We start from the raw sequence: 23638 nt of genomic DNA on the forward strand, positions 1-23638 counted from the left end.
ACAGTATTGCTGGGATTGAAAAATAACCATTAGAATTATGCTATAATAACTACCACATATGAGTGAAAAGGGGAAAAAGAATGGCTGAAAAGCCTAATAAAACATCAAATGAACTTTTTCGAGGTGCGCTGATTTTGAGCGCTGCAGCGATTATCGTAAAAGTTTTGAGCGCGGCCTATCGCATACCTTATCAGAATATTGCGGGTGACATCGGGTTTTATATCTATCAACAGGTTTATCCCTTCTACGGTGTTGCTTTTACATTATCGACAATCGGCTTTCCGGTAGTCATATCCAAACTTATTGCAGAACGGGAGTCTTCCAAAAATAACTTTGCGGTCAAGGACATATTGGTGACATCATTCGTCGTCTTAAGTTCGATAAGTGTCATGATGTTTGCTGCACTATTCCTTGGCGCCGATTGGATTGCAGGATGGATGAAGGATCCGCATTTAGCCGGTCTGCTGAGGATCGTTGCCTATTCCTATTTATTAATGCCGATTTCTTCTGTATTAAGAGGCTATTTTCAAGGAATAAACGACATGTTACCGACGGCAAGTTCGCAGGTCGCTGAACAATGCATCCGGGTATTGACGATACTGGTCCTTTCCACAATATTCGTGCATCAGGGCTACTCTGAATATGTTGTCGGCAAGGGGGCGGTCCTCGGTTCGATAACAGGCGTTATTACTGGCTTGGTACTGCTTATTGCTTTCGTTATTTTAAGAGAAGAATGGAAGCTTTTTTTACGAATAAGAATCAAACCGGTGAATTTCATCAAAATTTCCAAAGCCTTGGTTTTCCAAGGGTTGGCCTTTTGCATTACTGGTTTGATCCTTATCTTGTTTCAGTTTGTCGATTCACTGCACCTGTATTCCCTGCTAAGGGAAACGGGGATGGGGGAAAGGGAAGCCAAAGAATGGAAAGGGGTATATGATCGAGGACAGCCTTTGCTTCAGCTAGGTACAGTCGTGGCTAATTCTTTTGCATTGGCGCTAGTACCTGTCATATCCGGATTCGTTCAGAGTAAAAGTCAACTTGAATTATTGAATAAGATCAAATTGGCGCTTCGTGTAAGTGCGACGATCGGGGTCGCTGCTGCGATCGGGCTGGTGGTGACGATGAAGCCTGTCAATCATATGCTGTTCACTGATGTTAAAGGGACGATTACTTTAGCAATATTCTCTTTATCGATTTTATTCACATCCCTCATAATGGCGGAAGCGGCAGTGATTCAAAGTTTAGGTCATTCGTTCGTGCCGGTGATCATCACGATTGTGGGGGTGGGCAGCAAGTGGGCTTTGAACCTTGTTCTGGTGCCCCATTACAAAATCGCGGGAGCAGCCTCGGCAACAGTACTTGCGTATATGATCATGACGGTATTATTTTATGTGGTATTGAGAGTACATATCAAAAAGACATTAATTGAAAAGCGGCATGTGCTAATAATCCTGAAGAGTACGGTTTACATGGGTGCGGCGGTTGTTTTATTCAATTGTTTATTCGAATGGATGTCCTCGGGCGAAAGCCGGTTGTTGGCTACGGTCCAAGCTTTGATCGGTGTAGGGATCGGTGCAGCCGTGTTTCTGATGACCGCCATTCGTGCAGGCTTATTCGGTGAAGAAGAACTTTCACTTATACCTGCAGGTTCAAAGCTTAAACGATTTATAATAACGAATAGGAGTATACGAAACCATGAATGAGATTACGATAATAGGCCTTGGTGCTGGGGATTTAGAGCAGCTTCCACTAGGGATTTATAAAAAATTGGTTCAAACGGAACAATGCTACGTCAGAACGGCTGATCATCCGGTAATCGGGGATTTGAAAAGGGAAGGAATAAATTTCACGGCGTTTGACGGGATATATGAAAAGCACGACCAATTTGAAGACGTATATGAAGAAATTGCCGAAACATTATTAGACGAGGCCTCGAACCGTTCCGTTTTATACGCAGTTCCGGGGCATCCGATGGTTGCGGAAAAAACGGTACAGCTTTTGCTTGAAAAGGGTCCGGCTCTTGGAATAGCCATTAAGCTCGAAGGCGGGCAAAGTTTCCTTGACCCGTTGTTTCAGGCTGTTAGGATCGATCCAATTGAAGGGTTTCAGCTATTGGATGGAACAGATCTTTCACCGGATGATTTACACATTACCCAGCATATGATAATCGGACAGGTATATGACGCATTCAGTGCATCCGATGTGAAGCTGACTTTGATGGAAAAGCTACCGGATGACTACGAGGTATATATCGTAACTGCGGCAGGCAGCAGTCAGGAAAAAGTGACAAAATGTGCCCTTTTCGAACTCGACCGTCAGATGGAGTTAAGTAACTTGACGAGTGTTTATGTTCCGCCAGTTAAAGATGAAGCTTTACGATATAGGGAGTTTTCTAAGCTGCGGCGGGTCATCGCAGAACTTAGAGGTCCTGACGGATGTCCGTGGGATAAGAAACAAACTCATGAAAGCTTGAAGAAATATCTAATAGAAGAAGCATATGAGCTGATTGATTCCATCGATGAAGGTGACGATGAGGGTATGGTTGGTGAACTTGGGGATGTCCTGCTTCAGGTGATGCTTCATTCACAAATAGGTGAAGATGAGGGCATGTTCACGATAGATGATGTGATTGAAGGCATTACGGCAAAAATGATTCGGCGCCACCCTCATGTATTCGGAGATGTTGAAGTGAACGGTGAGGAAGATGTATTGGTGAACTGGCAAAAAATCAAAGAAGGTGAAAAGGGGGGCGAATCAAAAGCTCTGAAATCCATACTGGATGGTATTGAGAAATCGCTGCCAAACTTACTTCGGGCCGAAGAGTATCAAAAAAGGGCTGCGAAGGTTGGATTTGATTGGGATGAGGTTTCCGAAGCCTGGAAGAAGGTCAGGGAAGAAGTGCAGGAATTGGAAGAGGAAATATTAAGTCCGAACAGGGATGCCGAAAGAATAAAATCAGAGCTGGGCGACCTCTTTTTTGCGCTTGTCAACATTTCACGTTATTATGACATACAAGCGGAAGAAGCCGTCTACAAAGCAAACCAGAAATTCCACCAGCGTTTTACATATATAGAAGAGTGCATTCAAAGGGCAGACAAAAAATTTGAGGATTATACATTGGAAGAATTGGATTCATATTGGGATGAAGCAAAAGCTAAAGGACTTTAATTAAGGGAGAGATTTGAATGTCGATGAGATTGGATAAATTCCTAAAGGTTTCAAGGTTGATAAAGCGCCGCACACTTGCGAAAGAGGTTGCGGATAAAGGGAGAATCACGATTAACGGACAACAGGCCAAAGCAAGTTCTAATGTGAAAGATGGCGATGAGCTGACAGTCAGATTCGGTCAAAAGCTTGTTACGGTACGTGTCGATAAAATTCAAGAAACGACGAAAAAAGAAGCGGCTGCAGATATGTATACCATCGTAAAGGAAGAAAAGCTAGCGGAGGAGTAAGGACAGGCTTGGTTCTAATTCCACTCTTACGGACATACACTTGTACAAAATCAGTGGTACTGTGAGGGATGATGAAATGAGCCAATATATTGATCCGAATGCTGGTTACACAAAGGGAACGACCCAAGAGCATGATGTAACGATGAAAGGCCGCCGTTTACTTGATATTACCGGTGTCAAACAAGTTGAAAGCTTTGATAATGAAGAGTTTCTGCTCGAAACGTCAATGGGATTCTTATCTATCCGGGGCCAAAACTTGCAAATGAAGAATTTGGACGTGGATAAAGGCATCGTTTCCATTAAGGGAAAGATTTTCGACCTTGTTTATTTAGATGAGCAATCAGGGGAGAAAGCTAAAGGATTCTTTGGCAAGTTGTTCAAATGACTTTAACGATCCAATTTTATACGTTGCTTGCAATGATAGGCATGGGCAGTGGCTTTGGAGCTGCCCTGGATACGTATAGCCGGTTCCTGAATCGTTCAGAAAGGAAAAGATGGATTGTATTCATCCATGACTTCCTTTTCTGGATCATTCAGGGTCTCCTTATTTTTTATGTTTTGTTTTTAGTGAATGAGGGAGAGTTTCGCCTCTATTTATTTTTGGCCTTATTATGCGGTTTTTCAGCTTATCAAGCACTTTTCAAAGGATTCTATCAACGTTTTTTGGAGTTTTTGATAATACTTGTGATAAAGTTGGCGAGATTTATAGCAAATTCGGTTCACATGCTGATATTTCTACCGATAAAGTGGGTAATAGTATCCATATTAGCCATCATCATCGGGATAGGTAAGTTCGTTTTGACCTTATTGAAATGGGCGGGGAAAATACTTCTCTTTATTTTGAATATATTCTGGAGACCATTAAAATGGATTCTGACTTATATATGGAATTTATTGCCGGTTTTTGTTACGAAAAACGTCGGGAAGTTTTATAATAAAGGAAAAGGGATTTTATTGAAAATAAAGAATTCTATATTTAGAACGCTAAATGGATGGAAAAATAAAAAGAAATGAGGAGCGATAAAAAATGAGTAGCCTGCGTAAAAGGAAAGTGGCAAAAATAGAAAATCCCTACGTCGCTCAACAAGAGAAAAAAGTACAAACCGTAGAAAAAAAGAAGCGTGGTCTAATGCGTAGATTAACTCTTTACTCAGTTTTCGCCGCTGTCTTTTTGATTTTTGCCGTTTCCACCCTCATAACGCAAAATGTTGCACTGGATGAGAAAGTTCAGCAAAAGCAAGAATTGAAGGGAAAGTTAGCTGAATTGAAAAAAGACGAGACCCTTCTTAAGGAAGAAATCGTAAAGCTTAATGACGACGATTATATAGCAAAAATAGCAAGACGGGATTATTTCTTGTCTGAAAAGGGTGAAATCATTTTTACCCTTCCAAAAGGGAAGGAAGATAGTGACTAATATTGACACTGTTTTTTTACTTTCGTTATAATATAGGGTGAAGATATTTTTTTAACATTTCTAAGGAGGAACATTTTTTTTATGTCAATCGAAGTAGGCAGCAAGTTACAAGGTAAAGTAACAGGCATAACTAATTTTGGTGCATTTGTAGAGCTACCTCAAGGTTCAACGGGTCTTGTCCATATCAGTGAAGTGGCTGATAACTATGTCAAGGATATCAATGATCATTTAAAAGTGGGCGATACAGTTGAGGTGAAAGTCATCAACGTTAAAGATGGCAAGATTGGCTTGTCCATAAAAAAAGCGATAGACCGTCCTGAAGTTGAACAAAAACCTGCATACACACCACGTCCGCGCCAAGGTAGAGGGAATGACAGCCGTTCCAAAGACTTCCGCTCGAAAGGTAATGGTTTCCAACCGAAAGAAAACTTTGAGCAAAAAATGGCTAAATTCTTAAAAGATAGCGAAGACCGCTTAACGACCCTAAAACGTAGCACCGAAACGAAACGGGGAGGTCGAGGAGGAAGACGCGGATAAAACTGCTGCTGAAAAATAATAGTTTAGCAACTTTTCCTGTGAAATTATTCATAGTGTAGATAAAGGCAAGCTTGCCGGCTTGTCTTCTTTTATTATCAACGACATAAAAAAAGCGCCTCTGTACACTTACTGATATAAGTGTGCAGAGGCGCTTTTGGTATTTGATGACCCGTACGGGATTCGAACCCGTGTTACCGCCGTGAAAGGGCGGTGTCTTAACCGCTTGACCAACGGGCCGTATGTTTCATGATAAAAGATAGCGGCAGAGGGGATCGAACCCCCGACCTCACGGGTATGAACCGTACGCTCTAGCCAGCTGAGCTACGCCGCCATGATGGTAAGTGCTACTGAAGCACAAGTTATATCTTACATTCGTGAAGAAAAAATGTCAACAAAAATATTAAAGTTTGTCGGTTTCCATTTCCTGATTATTTATTCGGGTTATTTTCCGCAAAAATAACCTAAAAACTTTGCTTTTCTTCAAAAAAAAAAGAACGCCTGTTTCTGTATTGGAAAAAAAGGCACAAAAACCTGTATACAAATGATTATTCAACAAGAATTTCGTCGAACGTTTTTCTTATCCGCTTATAAAATTCTGACAAAAAAATAGACAAGCCCTCTTTATAATAAAAATCACTAATACGAATGGGGTGTTGAAATGGAAAAAGTGGAAAGACCTATGATGGAACCTCTAGGAGATGTTCAGTTAAAAGAAGCGAAGGCAGGGGCCATCAATTGGATCCAACAACTGCAAATGAAGAGTGAAGACATATTCATAAAAAAAGGTATCTCTTTAGCAATCATCGGTTTCTTATTAGGAAGGGCTTTAATTCTTTCGCAGCTGGCACCATTTGGACTTCCGTTTTTCGCAGCCGTTTTTCTCATGAGGCGTGATAGGGCTCCACTGGCATTATTCGGATTGATTGCAGGTGGGCTGACCGTTCACTATTCGAATAGTTTAGTCATCTTTGCATCGGCGTTCCTGCTCCTGTTATTTCATAAGATCAAGAAGCCCGCCGTGGAAGGACAATTCAAGACGATGTCGATGTACGTCTTCGCTTCACTATTCCTGGTCAACCTGGCCGAGCAATATCTGGTATTTCGAACGATTCAGCTGTACGACTTGATGATGGTAGGAGTAGAGGCGGGACTCGCGATGATTTTAACTTTAATCTTCATACAGTCCATCCCGATGCTGACCGTTAGGACAAAGTCCCAATCATTAAAGACGGAGGAAATTGTCAGCATCATCATCTTGCTGGCTTCGGTGATGACCGGAACCATCGGCTGGATGATATACGATTTATCACTCGACCATATATTCTCGCGATACCTGGTCCTCCTCTTCGGGCTGGCGGGAGGGGCCGCCATAGGCTCCACAGTAGGTGTAGTTACTGGATTGATATTCAGCTTGGCAAGTATTGCCAGTCTATATCAGATGAGCCTTCTCGCATTTTCAGGGCTTCTGGGCGGACTATTGAAGGAGGGAAGGAAGATAGGGGTTGCGAGCGGCCTCTTGATTGCCACATTACTGATAGGTTTATATGGTGAGGGCACCAATAATATTATGGTGACCCTTTATGAATCACTTATAGCTGTGGCCCTATTTATATTGACACCGTCATCCATCATCAACAAAATAGCGAAACATATACCGGGAACAGTCGAGAATTCTGATGAACAGCAGCAGTATGCCCGAAAAGTGAGGGATGTCACCGCTCAAAGGGTGGAGCAATTCTCACATGTATTTGAGGCGCTCTCTAATAGCTTTTCCCAAGTGGATGAAAGGGGAAGATTGGAGGAAGATGAGAAAGAATTCGACTACTTCTTAAGTAATGTAACGGAAAAGACGTGCCAGCTTTGTTTTAAAAAGGAACAATGCTGGTCCAAGAACTTTAATACAACCTATGACGGCATGCAGGAAATTATGCTTCAATTAAGTGAAAATAATGGTCAGCTCCCCCAAAAAACTTCGAAAGAATGGGGGAAATATTGCAGTCGCGGGCCTCAGGTGATCGGGGCGATATCACAGGAGCTTACTTATTTTGAAGCTAACCAAAAATTAAAAAGGCAGGTGAAGGAGAGTCGGAAGCTAGTGGCGGATCAACTGCGGGGCGTTTCGGCAGTAATGGATGATTTTGCAAAAGAAATTCAAAGGGAAAGGAAGAATCATCATGTACATGAAGAATCCATTTTGGAAGCCATCCAGGATTTTGGCCTGCACATAGGCCATGTGGAAATATACAGTCTAGAACAAGGAAATGTTGATATAGAGATGAGTGTCCCATACTGCCAGGGCAGAGGGGAATGTGAAAAGTTGATTGCACCTATGCTTTCTGACATTTTAGGTGAAACGATAGTCGTTCATTCAGAAGAGTGTGCAACGTATCCAAGCGGGCAATGTGAGGTGATATTTAGGTCAGCAAAAAAATTCACGGTCGAAACGGGTGTGGCTCATGCTGCCAAGGGGGGAGGGCTTGTATCAGGAGATAGTTTTACGACCATGGAAATTGGCTGCGGCAAATTCGCAATAGCCATTAGTGATGGAATGGGAAATGGGGAAAGGGCCCATTTTGAAAGTACAGAAACATTGAAGCTGCTACAAAAATTTTTACAATCGGGAATAGAAGAAAAAATAGCCATTAAATCCGTAAACTCCGTATTATCTCTACGCACTACCGATGAAATATTTTCGACTCTTGATTTGGCAATGATTGATCTTCAGGACGCAAGGGCTAAGTTTTTAAAAATCTGTTCGATACCGAGTTTCATTAAAAGGGGGGATAGGATAATAAAAATTGAATCAAGTAACCTCCCTATGGGGATCATCCAGGATTTCGATGTTGATGTAGTATCAGAAGAGCTGAAGGCAGGGGATATATTAATCATGATGAGCGATGGAGTGTTCGATGGCCCCTCACATGTCGAAAATATCGAGTTCTGGCTAAAACGAAAAATCAAGGAAATGGAAACTGACGATCCGCAGGAAATCTCTGATTTAATATTGGAAGAGGTCATCCGAACAAAAGGCATCATAGATGATGACATGACAGTGGTGACATCGAAAATTAAGCATAACACACCGAAATGGGCATCCATTCCCGTTTCCCCAAAACGCAAAAAGGCCCAGTAAAGGCCGTTTATATATAAAATAAATAAAACCCAAAATGAGGTGGTGTAAATGGAAGAAGGATAAAAGGTAATGGGATGAACTCTTTTCAATCATTCCGCTCCATGATATGACTTGATGTAATGTCTATTGCGTATAAATTACCCTTTTTTAGTCAATTATGGTAACAAATTGATAGGAAGGGAGAGCAAAACATGAAAGCAGGAACATTAAGACAGATTTTGCTTATAACCGACGGATGTTCAAATCATGGTGAGGAGCCGTCTGCCATGGCTGAATTAGCAAGGGAGCAAGGCATAACCATCAATGTCATAGGTGTAATGGAAAATGATGTGATAGATGAAAAAGGACTTAAGGAAATCGAGAAGATTGCTGGTTCAGGAGGTGGCGTAAGTCAAGTAGTCTATTCGCAGCAGTTGTCCCAAACCGTCCAGATGGTGACACAAAAGGCGATGACTCAAACGATACAGGGAGTCATCAATCGTGAACTTCAACAAATACTCGGAGATTCAAAAACGATGGAGGATCTTCCGCCGGATAAACGGGGAGAAGTGATGGAGGTGGTCGATGAGCTTGGGGAAACAAGCAAGCTCGAAGTACTGATTCTTGTTGACACCAGTGCAAGCATGAAACATAAACTGCCTACAGTAAAAGATTCCTTATTAGATCTTTCCCTTAGTATGAATGCAAGGATGGGTGACAGCCGTTTTTCCGTATTCGTATTTCCTGGGAAAAGAAATGACGTTGAAAAGTTGCTGGATTGGACCCCGAACCTCGAAGCCTTGACGGCAACTTTTCCTAAGCTTAGTACAGGGGGACTCACTCCGACAGGTCCAGCCATTCGTGAAGCTTTAACTCATTTCAACAAAAAACGTTCATTGAGGGGATTGTTATCACATGATGATGAACAATACTTTGAGGAATCAATGTAAACTTCTGCCTGGCAGTTTGGTCACTGGAAAATGGAATAAAAACCAGTACAAAATAATTAAGGAATTGGGGTGTGGAGCGAACGGGATCGTTTATTTGGTTGAAAGCGGAAATCGTCATTATGCTTTAAAGCTCAGTGATAATGGGACGTCCATTATTTCGGAGATGAATATCCTAAAATCCTTTTCAAAGGTCCAGGGGTCTACCCTTGGACCTTCCTTTTTGGAAGCGGATGATTTCATGAAAACAGGAAAGCAGCTCCCTTTTTATGTCATGGAATATATCCATGGACACGATTTTTTGCGTTTCATCGATAAGAAAGGGTCGTCATGGATTGGAGTCTTGATGCTTCAGCTTTTAACAAGCTTGTCTGCCTTGCACTCCAATGGCTGGGTGTTCGGTGATTTGAAACCCGAGAACTTGATCGTGACATCACCAGCCTATAAGGTTCGGTGCGTGGATGTTGGCGGAACCACCTTGATCGGGCGGTCTGTTAAAGAATTCACCGAGTTCTTTGACAGGGGGTACTGGGGACTTGGATCAAGAAAGGCCGATCCGCAATATGACTTGTTCGCTGTGGCGATGATTATAATCAATTCTGCCTATCCCGGACGTTTCCAGAAGAAAGGGGAGGGGTATAAACAGCTTAACGACTTGATTAAGCAGAAAAAGGAATTGCATCCATACAGGAAGATGTTGGATAAGGCGCTCCGCGGGCAGTATGATTCAGCCGTCCAAATGCGGGAGGATCTGGTCACTGTGCTAAGTAAGCAAAATCATTCGAAGAAAAAGGGCCCGAACCAGACAGCGACGGGTCAGCAGCAAACCGCGCAACCTTCAACAAGACAAGCAAGAAGGTCCCAAAACCAACCAAAAAAGAAAAGCGGCGGTTTTTTTGAAACGTTTTTGTTGGTTGCCATCATATCGATGCTCTATGTTCTTTACATATATGAACAGTTGTTATGATATAGTTATTAGGTGAATGCCATGAAATGGTTGAAACCATTTCATGATTGAATCGTATAAAACTAATGCCTGTCCATAAAGAAGGAAGATTGTATGTTAAAGGAAAAAGTTCTGAGCACCATTTATAGAAACGAATTGATTAAGGAAAACTCGAAGTTGCTAATAGGCGTTTCCGGAGGACCGGACTCGCTGGTGCTTCTCCATATCCTTAAGGAAATTCAGCCTCTTTTTCATTACGAGATGATCGTAGCAAGTGTTGACCATATGTTTCGTGGTGAAGAATCCTATGGGGATTATAAATATGTCGAGCATATTTGTGAACGGTGGGGCATTACATTTGAGGGAAAAAGGATCGATGTTCCTGCCCGGATGGAGCAGACGGGGGAAAGTTCACAAATAACGTCAAGAAAGCTGCGTTTTGCTTTCTATGAGGAAGTCATGGATAAGCATCAAGCCTCCACGCTTGTCCTGGGGCATCATGGAGATGATCAAATAGAAACGATGCTCATGCGTTTAACAAGAGGGGCGACAGGCAAGGCAAGAGCGGGTATTCCCATAAAGAGACGTTTTCATACAGGGAATCTGATCAGGCCTTTTCTTGAAATCACGAAAAGCCAAATAATCGAATATGCAGGCCTCCATGATATTGAACCAAGGTTTGATCCGAGCAATGAAACGGGTGTCTATGCAAGAAATCGTTTTAGACATGAAGTTCTTCCGTTTTTAAAGAAAGAAAATAGAAAGGTTCATGAGCATTTTCAACGATTCAGTGAAGAGCTATATGAAGATGAAGAGTTTTTTTTGAACCTGGTTTCAAGCAAAATGTCCGAGGTTTGGATCCAGCAGGATAAAGATCAAGCGGTTATTCAGATTGATAAGGTTCTCGCGATGCCTAAACCTTTACAAAGAAGGGCGATTCAACTAATATTAAACTATCTTTATTTGGAGAGACCTTCATCGCTTTCGGCATTACATATTGACCAACTTTTAGTTTTGTTTTTGAATCCTCAACCATCTGCAGAATTGCATCTTCCGGAGGGCCTTATTGCGGAAAAATCATATCAAACTTGCACGTTTAGATTTTTCCGGCAAAAAAGCCGTGAATATTCCCTTAAATTACAAATTCCCGGTGAGACTATTCTTCCGAATGGATATAAGATTAAAGCGCACTATATAAAAGAAGAAATTCCGGTACTTAGGGGAAATCATTCTTTTATTCTTCCCGAATCAGCTGTTCAGTTTCCGCTTACAGTCCGAACCAGGAATGAAGGCGAACGGATGGCCGTCAAGGGATTAGGTGGAACTAAAAAGTTAAAGGATATTTTTATTAATGAAAAGATCCCGATGCTAGAAAGAAATGTGTGGCCGGTCATCATCGATCAAACGGGTACGGCGATTTGGCTGCCTGGTTTAAAGAAGTCGAATGTTGAGCCGGATATAATTTCTGATGAAAAATCTTTAATTTACTTAGAATATAAAAAAGCTTAATTCTTCATGGGGGGCAATAATTACAATGACCATGCAAAACGACATTGAAAAAGTTTTAATAACAGAGGAAGAACTTCAATTGAAAATAAGGGAATTGGGCGCGCAGCTTGAAGCTGATTACCAAGGTAAGTTCCCGTTGGCCATCGGAGTGCTGAAAGGCGCCATGCCATTTATGTCAGATTTACTAAAACGTGTGGATACACATCTTGAAATGGACTTTATGGATGTTTCGAGCTATGGTAACTCCACTGTATCTTCCGGTGAAGTGAAAATCATCAAGGATCTTGATACATCGGTTGAAGGCCGGGATATTTTAATCATCGAAGATATTATCGACAGCGGTTTGACTCTTAGCTATCTTGCGGAACTTTTCCGTTATCGAAAAGCAAAATCAATTAAAATCGTTACTTTATTGGATAAACCAACAGGCAGGAAAGCGGATATCACTCCGGACTATGCCGGGTTCATCGTTCCGGATGCATTTGTTGTCGGATATGGTCTTGATTTTGCGGAAAAGTATCGTAATCTCCCGTATATCGGCATATTGAAGCCTGAAATTTACTCGAATTAATCGTACCTGTTTGAAAGGGAAGACCAGATAAAAACAGCGGTGTTAAATTATTGTAATTCATTAATTTTGTATGATAGTATTTACTATAGTTTGTTTACCCGTGGGAGGAGGTAAGGGATGAATCGGATCTTCCGTAATACCATATTTTATTTACTGATCTTTTTGGTCATCATTGGGATTGTAAGCATTTTTAATAATAACAATGAACCAACGGAGAAAATGACCCAAGATGAATTCTATAAGCATTTGGAGAATGGGGACGTTACTGCACTTACGATGCAGCCCGAAAGCAGTGTATTTGAAATCACAGGAAAGCTCAAAGGTTATGAGGAAAACAAATTCTTTGTGACGTACGTGCCTTTCAGTGAATATTCGCAAAGTCGGATAAATGATGCCGTAACCAAGTTGGATAAGGACATCATCACTGTGGAACCTCCAGAAAAAACAAGTGGCTGGGTGACATTTTTCACTTCCATCATTCCATTTGTAATCATTTTTATCCTCTTCTTCTTTTTACTTAACCAAGCTCAGGGCGGCGGTGGTGGCCGCGTCATGAACTTCGGGAAAAGTAAGGCGAAATTGTATAATGATGATAAGAAAAAAGTTCGCTTCAATGATGTTGCCGGGGCGGACGAAGAAAAGCAGGAACTTGTCGAGGTCGTTGAATTCTTGAAAGACCCTCGCAAATATGCCGAGCTTGGAGCCCGTATTCCTAAAGGGGTACTTTTAGTAGGGCCTCCTGGTACAGGTAAAACTTTACTTGCACGAGCAGTAGCTGGTGAAGCCGGAACTCCTTTCTTCTCAATCAGTGGTTCTGATTTTGTTGAAATGTTTGTGGGTGTCGGTGCATCCCGTGTTCGTGATTTGTTTGAAAATGCTAAGAAGAATGCACCATGTATCATCTTCATCGATGAAATTGATGCAGTCGGTCGTCAACGTGGCGCAGGTCTAGGTGGCGGTCACGATGAACGTGAACAGACATTGAACCAATTACTGGTGGAAATGGATGGTTTCGGTGGTAATGAAGGAATCATAATCATCGCTGCGACTAACCGTGCTGATGTATTGGATCCGGCATTATTGCGTCCGGGACGTTTTGACCGTCAAATAACGGTAGGCCGCCCTGATGTTAAGGGCCGTGAAGAAGTGCTGAAAGTGCATGCACGCAATAAACCATTAGCAGAAACAGTCGATTTGAAAGCGATCGCTCAGCGTACTCCAGGATTTTCTGGTGCAGATCTTGAAAACTTACTGAATGAAGCGGCTCTTGTTGCTGCCCGTCAAGATAAGAAGAAGATCGATATGTCCGATTTGGATGAAGCTTCGGATCGCGTTATCGCCGGACCTGCCAAGAAAAACCGTGTCATTTCCAAAAAGGAAAGAAATATCGTAGCGTGGCATGAAGCGGGCCATACCATTATTGGGCTGGTTCTGGATGATGCCGAAGTCGTTCATAAAGTTACGATTGTCCCTCGTGGTCAAGCTGGCGGTTATGCAGTTATGCTGCCGAAAGAAGATCGTTTCTTCATGACGGAACCTGAGCTAAAAGATAAAATCGTAGGACTATTGGGTGGCCGTGTAGCCGAAGAAGTTACATTCGGAGAAGTGAGTACCGGTGCGCATAACGACTTCCAGCGTGCAACGGGCATAGCTCGTAGCATGGTTATGGAATATGGAATGAGTAAGCTCGGACCGCTTCAATTCGGTAATTCTCAAGGTCAGGTCTTCCTAGGCCGCGATTTCAACAATGATCAAAACTATTCAGATGCAATAGCATATGAAATCGATCTTGAAATTCAACGTATCATCAAGGAAGCATACGAAAGATGTAAGAAGATCCTTACTGAAAATCGTGAAAAACTTGATTTGGTTGCAAAAACCCTGCTTGAAGTGGAAACACTTGATGCGGAACAAATCAAAGGTTTATTCCATAATGGTAAATTGCCAGATCGGGATTATACGGCCCTGAATGGGAATTTAACCACTGATGAGAATGTCAAGGTGAACATCAATAAGAAGAAGGAAGAAAAAGAGGCCCTATTGGATCCATTGGATAAGAGAGGACCTGAGGACCTTGAAATAACGGAGGAAGGATTGAATACTCCTCCAATCAAAGAAGGTGCACCTCAAGATCAGCCGCTTTCCTTCCCGAACGAAGACGACAATAAAAAGTCTTAATCGACTAAATTCAAAAGGGTATTTCCGCCTCGGAAATACCCTTTTCTTAACTCTTAAATTAATTATGATATAGTTCCTGGGATACCTTTCGAAAAGTGCGACTAATAGCGTGGGAAATAACAGTGTGGTATGATGTTGGAGAATAATTTACCGGAGTGATGAAACGATGATTTTTGTATTGGATGTTGGGAATACGAATACCGTATTAGGCGTATACGATGAAGATATTTTAAAATATCATTGGCGAATTGAGACTAACCGTCATAAGACAGAAGATGAGTATGGAATGATCATAAAGTCTTTGTTGCAGCATGAAAGTCTTACGTTTGATCAATTTGATGGAATCATTATTTCTTCGGTAGTTCCGCCAATTATGTTTGCACTTGAACGCATGTGCAAAAAATACTTTGGAATTAAACCGCTTATAGTTGGACCTGGAATAAAAACTGGATTGAATATTAAATACGAAAATCCCCGTGAGGTGGGAGCGGACCGAATCGTTAATGCTGTTGCTGGCATTCAGGAATATGGAAGCCCTCTCATTATCGTGGATTTTGGTACGGCAACGACATATTGCTACATAAATGAGGATAAACAATACATGGGCGGAGCCATTGCCCCGGGTATAAATATTTCTACTGAGGCACTTTATTCAAAGGCAGCCAAACTTCCGAGAATAGAAATCAGCCGGCCGGAAGGAATTATTGGGAAAAACACGGTGTCCGCCATGCAGGCTGGTATTTTGTATGGGTATGTTGGGCAGGTAGAAGGAATCGTTAATCGAATTAAAGCGCAAAGTAATCTAGAACCAACGGTAATAGCGACAGGCGGACTGGCTACCTTAATTGCTAACGAGTCTACTGTTATTGACGTTGTGGAGCCATTTTTGACCTTGAAGGGGTTGCAGCTGATTTATAAACGTAATCGTGAGCAAGTGAAGAAGTAACACAAAGCATGAAAGGAGCAATATAAATGAAGGATTATCTAATAAAGGCGTTAGGTTATGAAGGACAGGTTCGTGCATATGCTGTTTCAACAACAGACACCGTAGGAGAAGCTCAGCGACGCCATTATACATGGCCTACTGCTTCGGCTGCCCTTGGACGGGCTATGACGGCAGGCGTTATGATGGGTGGAATGTTAAAAGGTGAAGAAAAGCTGACGATTAAAATCGAGGGCGGTGGTCCGATTGGATCCATCCTGGTCGACAGCAATGCAAAGGGAGAAGTCCGCGGATATGTCACTCATCCGCAAACCCACTTTGATTTGAATGAGCAAGGTAAGCTGGATGTCAGGAAAGCGGTGGGTACCGATGGATTGTTGACTGTTGTGAAAGATATTGGTCTTCGTGATTACTTTTCAGGGCAAGTACCGCTTGTATCGGGAGAACTGGGTGAAGATTTCACTTATTACTTTGTTACTTCCGAACAGGTGCCTTCTTCAGTGGGGGTTGGGGTCCTGGTGAATCCGGATAATTCAATCCTTGCAGCGGGTGGATTTATCATTCAGTTGATGCCGGGTACATCCGATGATACGATTTCCAAAATCGAAAAAAGACTAAGCACGATTACTCCAGTTTCCAAGATGATTCAAAACGGCATGACTCCTGAAGAAATCCTAACCGAAATTTTAGGTGAGGGCAATGTGAATATATTAGAAAAAGTGGATGTCCAGTTCTCCTGTCAATGTTCAAGGGAAAGAATTGCGAATGCATTGATCAGCCTGGGGCAGGCTGAGATTCGGGATATTATTGAGACAGACGGACAAGCGGAGGCGCATTGTCATTTTTGTAATCAGACCTACCAATTCTCTAAGGAACAACTTGAGGAACTGGAAGCGGAAACCAAAAAATAATGTACGGGGGATAAGGGTTTGCCAAAACACAAGCTTCGGGCAATTATTGCTGGCCTTGCCTTGTTGAACCTATTGACTATCATTATCTTTGTCATAAAACCACTAATCATTTCAAAAACCGTCATTGGGGAAGAAACGGCCGCGAAGGTCGGGTCGAAGGATATTTCCCGGGACGCATGGATGAATGAGCTCGAAAAAAGATATGGGGAAGATGTACTTGAGGAAATGGTCGATAAAGAGGTAGTGAAACAGGCAGCTGAAAAATACAAAGTGAAAATTTCGGATGAAGAGCTAGATCGGGAACTTAAAATGATGAAAACGATGTATGGGACTGCCGGTCAGAACCTTAATAAAAGTAACGATCAATTGAGGCAGGAAATTCAGTCGAGTCTCCTCCTCGAGAAGCTCCTCACCAAGGACGTTTCGGTTTCCAAAACGGCAATGCGGAATTATTATGATAATAATAAGGATATCTATAGAATCCCTACTGCTTTCCATATTTCCCATATTACCACGTCTACAAAAAAGCAGGCAGACCAAGTCATACGTGAACTGGAGAAAGGTGTCTCCTTTGATGTCTTGGCGATGGAAAAGTCCCTTGATGAATTTACTGCCAATCAAGGGGGCGACATGGGTTATATATCACAGGATAACGAGCAAGTATCCAAGGAATACATTACCGCTGCCGAGAAATTGAAGGTGAAAAAGTGGAGTGATGCAATCCAAACGGAGGATGGCTGGGCCGTTCTCTACCTGCATGAAAGAATAGAGGGCAAGCAATATGAATATGAAGAAGTTAAAGACAAGATTCACCGCCAAATAGCTCTTGAACAGATTCAGGCACCGGTCTCAGGGAAAATTTTCTGGGACGAATTTGATGTAGAATGGTTTTATGGATTGAAGGAAGAAAAGTAGGTCAATGGTTGTGTGAGAAAATTTAGAATATAGTATATAATCATTGACAATGAACTATTAAAACTGGTAACTTTAAAATTATAAAACCAATAAACATACTCGGTATTGAAATGATAAGGGAGTGGAGAAAATGGCACGTATAGCTAATTCTGTAATCGATTTAATTGGACAAACACCTATTGTTAAGTTAAACAAGCTTCAAAATGAAAACAGTGCAGATATTTATTTGAAACTTGAGTATTTTAACCCAGGCAGCAGTGTAAAAGACCGTATCGCCCTTGCGATGATCGAAGCGGCAGAAAAAAATGGTACCCTTAAGCCAGGTGATACGATCATTGAACCTACAAGCGGAAATACTGGAATAGGCCTGGCGATGGTAGCTGCGGCAAAGGGCTATAAATCAATTCTGGTTATGCCGGAGACGATGAGCTTGGAACGCCGTAACTTGCTTCGCGCTTATGGCGCAGAATTAGTTCTTACTCCTGGGCCTGAAGGAATGAAGGGTGCAATCGCAAAGGCGACTGAGCTTTCTAAAGAAAAAGGTTACTTCATTCCACAGCAATTCGAAAACGAAGCCAACCCTGAAGTACATCGGAACACTACTGGCCCTGAAATCGTTGAAGCCTTTGGAGATGAAGGACTGGATGCATTCGTTGCCGGAATCGGTACTGGCGGAACCATTACAGGTGCCGGTGAAGTCCTGCGTCAGAAATTCCCTGACATTAAAATTTACGCTGTTGAACCTGCGGATTCCCCAGTATTATCGGGCGGGACGCCAGGACCTCATAAAATCCAAGGAATCGGAGCAGGCTTCATTCCAAGTATATTGAATACAGATCTCTATGACGAAATCATTCAAGTCAATACAGAGGAATCTTTTGATTATGCACGCCGCGCAGCAAAAGAAGAAGGAATCCTTGGCGGAATTTCTTCTGGAGGTGCAATCGCAGCTGCCATTAAAGTGGCTGACAAACTGGGAAAAGGCAAAAAGGTACTTGCCATCATACCAAGTAATGGTGAACGCTACTTAAGTACGCCATTATATAACTTTGAGTAAGACAAGACGCTAAAAATGAGAAGCGAGGTTCCTTAGGGGCTTTGCTTTTCTTTTTGCAGTAATGTCTGCAGAGATGTTCCGAATCTTCATGGAGCTTGCACTATGCCTGTGTAAATGGGTAAACTCGTATATATAGATTTCTTTAAGTGAAGGAGAACGTTGGATGTCATTAGCTGGAGCGTCAAAAATAAAATGCGGTTCATTTGATTTGGATTACAGCAATAAAACCTTAATTATGGGGATTTTGAATGTTACCCCGGACTCCTTTTCGGATGGCGGGAAATATAATCGGATAGATGCTGCTTTGAAGCATGCCGAACGGATGGTCAACGATGGAGCGGATATATTGGATGTAGGCGGAGAGTCCACCCGACCTAATTATGAGAGGATATCGGAGGAAGAGGAGATAGAGAGAGTCGCCCCGATTATAGAGGCCATATCCCGTAATATTGAGGTTCCAATATCGGTCGATACGTATAAATCAAGAGTGGCGGAAGTGGCGGTAAAAGCAGGAGCCCATATATTAAATGACATTTGGGGAGGTAAAGCCGACTCCTTGATGTCGAAGGTTGCTGCGGAATATAAGGTGCCGATCATCTTGATGCATAACAGGGGTAATATGGAATACGGACATTTTGTTCGGGATGTACTTCAAGATTTATTCGAAAGCATCATGTTGGTGAAGGATGCAGGTGTCAAGGATGAAAACATCATACTCGATCCAGGAATTGGCTTTGCGAAAGATTTAAAGTTAAATTTAGAAATGATGAGGAATCTTGATAAGCTGGTATCGTTAGGTTATCCAGTTCTGTTAGCCACATCAAGAAAGTCCATGATTGGACATGTTCTGGACCTGCCGCCTGGTGAGCGAATGGAAGGAACGGCCGCCACTATCTGTCATGGCATTCAACAAGGCTGTCAAATGGTTCGCGTACATGATGTGAAGGAAATGGCACGGACTGCAAAGATGATGGATGCTCTATTAGGAAAAGGTGAATGATATGGATAAGATATATGTGAATAAAATGGAGTTTTACGGTTATCATGGAGTTTTTCCGGAAGAAACGAAGCTTGGTCAGCGATTTAAAGTGGATTTAATCGTCCAGACTGATTTAGCCAAGGCAGGGAAGAGTGACAACCTTGAAGACTCAATCAACTATGGCGAGTTATATGAAGTGTGTAAAAATGTTGTTGAGGGAGAACCTTTTAAGTTAGTGGAAGCTGTCGCTGAAAAAATCGCCTCTGAACTGCTTAATAAATATTCTTCCATCGATACATGCACCGTCAAGGTTTATAAACCAGATCCTCCAATAGCAGGTCACTATGATTCGGTTGCTATAGAGATTGTAAGGGGACGCTGATTGTGAGAAATATTGCTTACCTTTCAATAGGGTCGAACTTAGGTGATCGCCTTGAAACATTCAGAAAGGCTTTCCAATTATTGTCTGAAAGCCCGCATATCAAATTGGTGTCATGCTCCTCATTATATGAAACGGACCCGATAGGATATGAAGACCAGGACTGTTTTTTAAATGCTGTCCTTAAAGTGAAAACCGATTTAGAAGCCGAACAATTACTTCACGCTTGTATGAAAATTGAACAGGATTTAGGGAGAAAAAGGGAAATTAGGTGGGGTCCTCGTACTTTAGACCTTGACATTTTGTTATATAATCATGAAAATATTGAGACAGAGATTCTTTCAGTCCCGCACCCTCGTATGCACGAGAGGGCTTTTGTTATCGTGCCTTTAATGGAAGTGGACCCAAATATATCACTTCCGCAAATGCATGCACCTTTGAGCGACCTGCTTGAACAGATTTCGGATAAAGAAGGAGTTCGATTATGGAAGGTGAAAAATGGGGAAGGCGTATTCGCGCTTTTCGAAAGTTAAAGGGTTATACCCAGGAAGGGTTTGCGAGGGAGATAGGTGTTTCCGTTTCCTTGCTGGGAGAAGTTGAACGAGGGAACCGTAACCCTTCAGAAGCATTTTTACTGGAAGTGGCGGAAATTCTTCATATTTCCATTGAGGAGCTTCAGCCACCTGAGGATAAATGAAAGAATGTTATAGGGGGTCACAAGGTGTTAAGAATAGGCGATATAGAAATGAAGAACCAGGTAGTGCTGGCACCGATGGCGGGAGTCTGTAACTCGGCATTCCGCTTGACTGTCAAGGAATTTGGAGCTGGTCTTGTTTGTGCGGAGATGGTCAGTGACAAGGGAATCGTTCTTAAAAATGCTAGAACGATGAATATGCTTTATATAGATGAAAGAGAAAAGCCGTTAAGTTTGCAAATCTTTGGCGGTGAGAAGAAATCTTTGGTTGAAGCTGCGCAATTTGTAGATAAAAATACAACTGCTGACATCATCGATATCAACATGGGCTGTCCTGTCCCTAAAATCACTAAATGTGATGCGGGTGCGAAGTGGCTTCTCGATCCAAACAAAATTTATGAGATGGTTTCAGCGGTGGTTGATGCTGTTGAAAAGCCGGTAACGGTAAAAATGCGCATAGGCTGGGATGATGAACACGTTTTTGCGATTCAAAATGCTCAGGCTGTTGAACGCGCAGGTGGTAAAGCTGTTTCCATGCATGGCAGAACACGTGTTCAAATGTATGAAGGAAAAGCTAACTGGGACATCATCCGTGAAGTGAAGAAATCGATTAATATTCCCCTTATCGGTAACGGTGATGTGGAAACTCCACAGGATGCGGAAAGAATGCTCAAGGAAACGGGTGTTGATGGAGTCATGATCGGCCGTGCAGCTTTAGGTAACCCATGGATGATTTACCGGACTGTAAAATATCTTGAAACCGGTCAACTGATGGATGAGCCTTCAGTTCGTGAAAAGATGGATGTTTGCGTGCTTCATATGGATCGTCTGATTGCGTTGAAAAATGAAAATGTCGCCGTTCGTGAAATGCGTAAGCATGCTTCTTGGTATTTGAAGGGTGTTAAAGGGAATGCTACGGCTCGCAAAGGAATTAATGATTGTGAAACAAGGGAAGATGTTGTGAAGCTTCTCTATGGACTTGTTGATGAAGTGGAAGCGAAGCAACAAAATATCCAAATGGTCTGAATTTGACATCACCTTCCTATTTTCCTATAATACGCTTATCTTAACTGCCAGTAATCCTGGCAGTTTTTATATGTACATAAACAATGTTTTATGATAAAAAGCTGTTGAATTCCTTAACTTTATGTAAGAATAAATATGTATGCAAAAGAATTTCTGATTAATTATATAAAGCATTTATTAATAAAGATGGAGATGATTTTCGTGAGTCATGAAGAATTGAATGACCAACTGCAGGTAAGGCGCGATAAAATGCAGGCTATGATGGATAATGGACAAGACCCTTTCGGGAGCAGATTCGAGCGCACACATAACACTCAAGAGATAATCAGTGCTTATGGTGAATTAGAAAAGGAAGATCTTGAAGAAAAAGAAATTGAAGTTACGATCGCTGGCCGTGTCATGACGAAGCGAGGAAAAGGGAAAGCGGGATTTGCCCATATCCAGGATATTAGCGGTCAAATCCAAATCTACGTCCGTTTAGATAACATAGGTGAAGATTCTTACCAAATTTTCAATCAAACGGATCTTGGCGACATCGTAGGAGTAACTGGCGTTATTTTCAAAACTAAAGTCGGGGAACTTTCCATTAAAGCTAAAGAATATGTTTTCCTTGCTAAAGCGCTTCGCCCGTTGCCTGATAAATTTCATGGCCTAAAGGATGTTGAAGAACGTTACCGGAAACGTTATGTCGATTTAATTACAAATGAGGAAAGCAAAAATACGTTGATCATGCGCAGTCGCATTGTACAAGCCATGAGAAGGTATTTGGATGATCATGGGTACCTTGAAGTGGAGACGCCGCTATTGCACTCTGTTGCTGGTGGAGCAGCTGCACGCCCATTCCTTACTCACCATAATGCTTTGGATATGCCTTTGAATTTAAGGATTGCCATTGAACTTCATCTGAAACGCTTGATCGTTGGCGGATTGGAGAAAGTTTATGAAATTGGCCGGGTTTTCAGAAATGAAGGGGTATCCACAAGACACAACCCTGAATTCACATTGATTGAATTATACGAGGCTTATGCGGATTACCAAGATATCATGAGTTTAACGGAAAACCTGATTGCCCATATTGCTCAGGAAGTTCTGGGCACGACTACCATCCAGTATGGGGAGTATGAGATAGAGTTAAAACCGGAATGGAAACGACTTCACATGGTTGACGCTGTAAAAGAATATACCGGTGTGGACTTCTGGAATGAAATGAGTAAAGAAGAAGCCCAGCAGCTTGCTAAAGAAAATGGGATTGAAATTAAGGAATCCATGGAATTTGGCCATATCGTAAATGAATTCTTTGAACAAAAGGTGGAAGATAAGTTAATTCAACCTACATTCATCTATGGACATCCAGTGGAAATCTCTCCTTTAGCAAAGAAAAATCCGGAAGATTCCCGTTTCACAGATCGTTTTGAGTTATTCATTGTAGGTAGGGAGCATGCAAATGCGTTCACTGAACTTAATGACCCGATTGATCAACGTCAACGCTTTGAAGCTCAATTAAAAGAACGAGAGCAAGGTAATGATGAAGCTCATGAAATGGATGAAGATTTCCTGGAGGCGTTAGAGTACGGAATGCCGCCTACTGGCGGACTCGGAATTGGCGTTGACCGTTTGGTTATGCTATTGACCAATTCTCCTTCCATACGTGACGTCCTGCTATTCCCTTTAATGAGACATCGCTAATATAAGTAAAATGAGTTTTGATTGCATGCCGAATTCGGATGGCTGGGATCATTGGGGGCAACCTCTGATCCTGGTAAGTCCAATTCGGTTTTTGTTTTTTAATTATAATTTCATATCTTTTATATAGTACGAATTCTAGGGTTTGAAAGAAAAACAACATTATCTCAAAAAACTTTATAAAAGGTATTGCACAGTTAACGTAATGGTGTTATATTTATATCTGTCGTTACGAACGAGTTGCAAACAGATTACAAACTTTAAAAAGTTTTTAAAAAGTTGTTGACTCAGAGTAAAGGGAATGTTATTATAAGTAAGCTGTTCCGAAAGACATTGCTCTTTGAAAACTGAACAAAACAAAGCGCCAACGTTAAATTTTAAG

General features: G+C 41.9%; 24 protein-coding genes and 2 tRNA genes. 23 read left to right on the top strand and 3 right to left on the bottom strand.

Annotated elements, in window-relative coordinates; translation table 11 throughout:
* Positions 1–80: 80 nt before the first annotated feature.
* From ADA55_RS27430 to ADA55_RS27460, 7 genes are all read left to right on the top strand, one after another.
* Positions 81–1703, top strand: coding sequence for a putative polysaccharide biosynthesis protein (locus tag ADA55_RS27430; protein WP_048690022.1), 1623 nt, complete (start codon positions 81–83; stop codon positions 1701–1703).
* Positions 1696–3168: a nucleoside triphosphate pyrophosphohydrolase gene (mazG, locus tag ADA55_RS27435; RefSeq protein ID WP_048690024.1), complete on the top strand. Its 1473-nt coding sequence runs from the start codon at positions 1696–1698 to the stop codon at positions 3166–3168. The genes ADA55_RS27430 and mazG overlap by 8 nt, the downstream gene beginning before the upstream one ends.
* A gap of 23 nt (positions 3169–3191) precedes the next feature.
* A complete protein-coding gene (locus ADA55_RS27440; RefSeq protein WP_034316386.1) occupies positions 3192–3455 on the top strand; it encodes an RNA-binding S4 domain-containing protein in 264 nt (87 codons plus the stop codon).
* A 76-nt stretch (positions 3456–3531) separates the two neighbouring features.
* The gene (gene yabP / locus ADA55_RS27445; protein WP_034316308.1) at positions 3532–3840 is read left to right on the top strand and encodes a sporulation protein YabP; all 309 of its coding nucleotides are present in this window, start codon (positions 3532–3534) and stop codon (positions 3838–3840) included.
* Positions 3837–4469, top strand: a complete 633-nt coding sequence (yabQ, locus tag ADA55_RS27450) for a spore cortex biosynthesis protein YabQ (RefSeq protein ID WP_048690026.1) — start codon at positions 3837–3839, stop codon at positions 4467–4469. Before yabP ends, yabQ begins: the two co-directional genes overlap by 4 nt.
* Positions 4470–4482: 13 nt before the next feature.
* A complete protein-coding gene (locus ADA55_RS27455; protein WP_034316305.1) occupies positions 4483–4869 on the top strand; it encodes an FtsB family cell division protein in 387 nt (128 codons plus the stop codon).
* An 81-nt stretch (positions 4870–4950) separates the two neighbouring features.
* A complete protein-coding gene (locus ADA55_RS27460) occupies positions 4951–5406 on the top strand; it encodes a S1 domain-containing RNA-binding protein (protein WP_034316303.1) in 456 nt (151 codons plus the stop codon).
* Positions 5407–5571: 165 nt separating this feature from the next.
* On the opposite strand, the gene ADA55_RS27465 is transcribed toward ADA55_RS27460, so the two are convergent.
* A tRNA-Glu gene (locus tag ADA55_RS27465) sits at positions 5572–5643 on the bottom strand.
* A 20-nt stretch (positions 5644–5663) separates the two neighbouring features.
* Positions 5664–5737: transfer RNA gene (locus ADA55_RS27470), tRNA-Met, on the bottom strand.
* A gap of 327 nt (positions 5738–6064) precedes the next feature.
* On the opposite strand from ADA55_RS27470, the gene spoIIE reads away from it, so the two are divergent.
* The 16 genes from spoIIE to lysS all read left to right on the top strand — a co-directional run bounded on the left by spoIIE (position 6065) and on the right by lysS (position 23259).
* Complete coding sequence (gene spoIIE / locus ADA55_RS27475; protein ID WP_048690029.1) at positions 6065–8539, top strand: stage II sporulation protein E; 2475 nt, start codon at positions 6065–6067, stop codon at positions 8537–8539.
* A gap of 191 nt (positions 8540–8730) precedes the next feature.
* Positions 8731–9468: a VWA domain-containing protein gene (locus ADA55_RS27480; protein ID WP_034316300.1), complete on the top strand. Its 738-nt coding sequence runs from the start codon at positions 8731–8733 to the stop codon at positions 9466–9468.
* Positions 9437–10432, top strand: coding sequence for a protein kinase domain-containing protein (locus ADA55_RS27485; RefSeq protein ID WP_048690056.1), 996 nt, complete (start codon positions 9437–9439; stop codon positions 10430–10432). The genes ADA55_RS27480 and ADA55_RS27485 overlap by 32 nt, the downstream gene beginning before the upstream one ends.
* Before the next feature lie 93 nt (positions 10433–10525).
* Positions 10526–11920 (top strand): tRNA lysidine(34) synthetase TilS, encoded by a 1395-nt coding sequence (gene tilS / locus ADA55_RS27490; protein ID WP_048690031.1) that lies wholly within the window; start codon positions 10526–10528, stop codon positions 11918–11920.
* A 31-nt stretch (positions 11921–11951) separates the two neighbouring features.
* The gene (gene hpt / locus ADA55_RS27495) at positions 11952–12491 is read left to right on the top strand and encodes a hypoxanthine phosphoribosyltransferase (protein ID WP_048690059.1); all 540 of its coding nucleotides are present in this window, start codon (positions 11952–11954) and stop codon (positions 12489–12491) included.
* 117 nt (positions 12492–12608) lie between these two features.
* Entirely contained in the window at positions 12609–14669 is a 2061-nt protein-coding gene (gene ftsH / locus ADA55_RS27500; RefSeq protein WP_081088801.1) for an ATP-dependent zinc metalloprotease FtsH, read from the top strand.
* Positions 14670–14835: 166 nt separating this feature from the next.
* Positions 14836–15615: a type III pantothenate kinase gene (locus tag ADA55_RS27505; protein WP_048690032.1), complete on the top strand. Its 780-nt coding sequence runs from the start codon at positions 14836–14838 to the stop codon at positions 15613–15615.
* A gap of 26 nt (positions 15616–15641) precedes the next feature.
* Positions 15642–16523 (top strand): Hsp33 family molecular chaperone HslO, encoded by an 882-nt coding sequence (gene hslO, locus ADA55_RS27510; protein ID WP_034316295.1) that lies wholly within the window; start codon positions 15642–15644, stop codon positions 16521–16523.
* 18 nt (positions 16524–16541) lie between these two features.
* Positions 16542–17438: a peptidyl-prolyl cis-trans isomerase gene (locus tag ADA55_RS27515; RefSeq protein WP_048690035.1), complete on the top strand. Its 897-nt coding sequence runs from the start codon at positions 16542–16544 to the stop codon at positions 17436–17438.
* A 130-nt stretch (positions 17439–17568) separates the two neighbouring features.
* Positions 17569–18495: a cysteine synthase A gene (cysK, locus tag ADA55_RS27520; RefSeq protein ID WP_048690037.1), complete on the top strand. Its 927-nt coding sequence runs from the start codon at positions 17569–17571 to the stop codon at positions 18493–18495.
* A 163-nt stretch (positions 18496–18658) separates the two neighbouring features.
* Positions 18659–19495: a dihydropteroate synthase gene (gene folP / locus ADA55_RS27525; RefSeq protein ID WP_048690039.1), complete on the top strand. Its 837-nt coding sequence runs from the start codon at positions 18659–18661 to the stop codon at positions 19493–19495.
* 1 nt (position 19496) lies between these two features.
* On the top strand, positions 19497–19856 hold the full coding sequence (folB, locus tag ADA55_RS27530) for a dihydroneopterin aldolase (protein ID WP_048690042.1): 360 nt from the start codon (positions 19497–19499) through the stop codon (positions 19854–19856).
* A 2-nt stretch (positions 19857–19858) separates the two neighbouring features.
* Positions 19859–20386: a 2-amino-4-hydroxy-6-hydroxymethyldihydropteridine diphosphokinase gene (gene folK / locus ADA55_RS27535; RefSeq protein ID WP_048690045.1), complete on the top strand. Its 528-nt coding sequence runs from the start codon at positions 19859–19861 to the stop codon at positions 20384–20386.
* The gene (locus ADA55_RS27540) at positions 20338–20550 is read left to right on the top strand and encodes a helix-turn-helix domain-containing protein (RefSeq protein WP_034316283.1); all 213 of its coding nucleotides are present in this window, start codon (positions 20338–20340) and stop codon (positions 20548–20550) included. Before folK ends, ADA55_RS27540 begins: the two co-directional genes overlap by 49 nt.
* 24 nt (positions 20551–20574) lie before the next feature.
* A complete protein-coding gene (gene dusB / locus ADA55_RS27545) occupies positions 20575–21573 on the top strand; it encodes a tRNA dihydrouridine synthase DusB (RefSeq protein ID WP_048690049.1) in 999 nt (332 codons plus the stop codon).
* Between the two features lie 186 nt (positions 21574–21759).
* Positions 21760–23259, top strand: coding sequence for a lysine--tRNA ligase (lysS, locus tag ADA55_RS27550; RefSeq protein WP_176702905.1), 1500 nt, complete (start codon positions 21760–21762; stop codon positions 23257–23259).
* Positions 23260–23433: 174 nt separating this feature from the next.
* On the opposite strand, the gene ADA55_RS30895 is transcribed toward lysS, so the two are convergent.
* A partial coding sequence (locus tag ADA55_RS30895) for a hypothetical protein (protein ID WP_226990562.1) occupies positions 23434–23638 on the bottom strand: 205 nt, incomplete at its 5' end.

The sequence above is a fragment of the Bacillus sp. 220_BSPC genome (assembly GCF_001054655.1).
Classification (GTDB): Bacteria; Bacillota; Bacilli; order Bacillales; family DSM-1321; genus Peribacillus; species Peribacillus frigoritolerans.

What these genes read in the sequence shown, in the direction of transcription:
- ADA55_RS27460 (WP_034316303.1), top strand. Translation starts at nt 4,951, where the DNA reads ATGTCAATCGAAGTAGGCAGCAAGTTACAAGGTAAAGTAACAGGCATA.
- tilS (WP_048690031.1), top strand. Translation starts at nt 10,526, where the DNA reads ATGTTAAAGGAAAAAGTTCTGAGCACCATTTATAGAAACGAATTGATT.
- folB (WP_048690042.1), top strand. Translation starts at nt 19,497, where the DNA reads ATGGATAAGATATATGTGAATAAAATGGAGTTTTACGGTTATCATGGA.
- lysS (WP_176702905.1), top strand. Translation starts at nt 21,760, where the DNA reads ATGGAGATGATTTTCGTGAGTCATGAAGAATTGAATGACCAACTGCAG.
- ADA55_RS27505 (WP_048690032.1), top strand. Translation starts at nt 14,836, where the DNA reads ATGATTTTTGTATTGGATGTTGGGAATACGAATACCGTATTAGGCGTA.
- ADA55_RS27480 (WP_034316300.1), top strand. Translation starts at nt 8,731, where the DNA reads ATGAAAGCAGGAACATTAAGACAGATTTTGCTTATAACCGACGGATGT.
- yabP (WP_034316308.1), top strand. Translation starts at nt 3,532, where the DNA reads ATGAGCCAATATATTGATCCGAATGCTGGTTACACAAAGGGAACGACC.
- ADA55_RS27540 (WP_034316283.1), top strand. Translation starts at nt 20,338, where the DNA reads ATGGAAGGTGAAAAATGGGGAAGGCGTATTCGCGCTTTTCGAAAGTTA.
- hpt (WP_048690059.1), top strand. Translation starts at nt 11,952, where the DNA reads ATGCAAAACGACATTGAAAAAGTTTTAATAACAGAGGAAGAACTTCAA.
- ADA55_RS27440 (WP_034316386.1), top strand. Translation starts at nt 3,192, where the DNA reads ATGAGATTGGATAAATTCCTAAAGGTTTCAAGGTTGATAAAGCGCCGC.
- folP (WP_048690039.1), top strand. Translation starts at nt 18,659, where the DNA reads ATGTCATTAGCTGGAGCGTCAAAAATAAAATGCGGTTCATTTGATTTG.
- cysK (WP_048690037.1), top strand. Translation starts at nt 17,569, where the DNA reads ATGGCACGTATAGCTAATTCTGTAATCGATTTAATTGGACAAACACCT.
- hslO (WP_034316295.1), top strand. Translation starts at nt 15,642, where the DNA reads ATGAAGGATTATCTAATAAAGGCGTTAGGTTATGAAGGACAGGTTCGT.
- ADA55_RS27430 (WP_048690022.1), top strand. Translation starts at nt 81, where the DNA reads ATGGCTGAAAAGCCTAATAAAACATCAAATGAACTTTTTCGAGGTGCG.
- ftsH (WP_081088801.1), top strand. Translation starts at nt 12,609, where the DNA reads ATGAATCGGATCTTCCGTAATACCATATTTTATTTACTGATCTTTTTG.
- yabQ (WP_048690026.1), top strand. Translation starts at nt 3,837, where the DNA reads ATGACTTTAACGATCCAATTTTATACGTTGCTTGCAATGATAGGCATG.
- ADA55_RS27455 (WP_034316305.1), top strand. Translation starts at nt 4,483, where the DNA reads ATGAGTAGCCTGCGTAAAAGGAAAGTGGCAAAAATAGAAAATCCCTAC.
- mazG (WP_048690024.1), top strand. Translation starts at nt 1,696, where the DNA reads ATGAATGAGATTACGATAATAGGCCTTGGTGCTGGGGATTTAGAGCAG.
- spoIIE (WP_048690029.1), top strand. Translation starts at nt 6,065, where the DNA reads ATGGAAAAAGTGGAAAGACCTATGATGGAACCTCTAGGAGATGTTCAG.
- ADA55_RS27485 (WP_048690056.1), top strand. Translation starts at nt 9,437, where the DNA reads ATGATGAACAATACTTTGAGGAATCAATGTAAACTTCTGCCTGGCAGT.